The organism is Streptomyces sp. NRRL F-2664, assembly GCF_000719345.1.
GTDB lineage: Bacteria > Actinomycetota > Actinomycetes > Streptomycetales > Streptomycetaceae > Streptomyces.
Genome location: NZ_JOFX01000468.1, coordinates 1 through 314, shown reverse-complemented (window position 1 = coordinate 314; position 314 = coordinate 1). Strand labels below are relative to the sequence as shown.

Sequence of the window (314 nt, the reverse complement as noted above, 5' to 3'; positions counted from 1 at the left end):
TGCGGACCGCGGACAACTACCGCGACGGCGCCTACGCCAAAGAAGCGGACGCAGACGGTGCCCGGGTGCTGTCCGAGGCCGACTACTCCCAGTGGGCCCACTACAAGGTCACCACCACCGACCAGGCCGGCCGCAAAACCGTTGCCTCCACCGACCCCTGGGGCCACACCAGCAGCACCACCCGCCCCGACGGCACCACCGTGAAAACCGCAGCCGATGTTGTGGCTGAGGCCGTCACCCAGGGCGTCCTGGGCAAAGACCAGCAGGACGCCGGCCTGGGTGACGCGCGGGCGGTGTCGGTGCAGGACGCCGAC

The 314-nt window shown here is 70.4% G+C and carries 1 protein-coding gene; it reads left to right on the top strand.

Features of this window, described 5'->3' with window-relative positions; genetic code table 11:
• Nucleotides 1–314 (top strand): hypothetical protein (locus IF89_RS39965; RefSeq protein WP_043195080.1); only part of this gene is annotated, 314 nt, incomplete at both ends.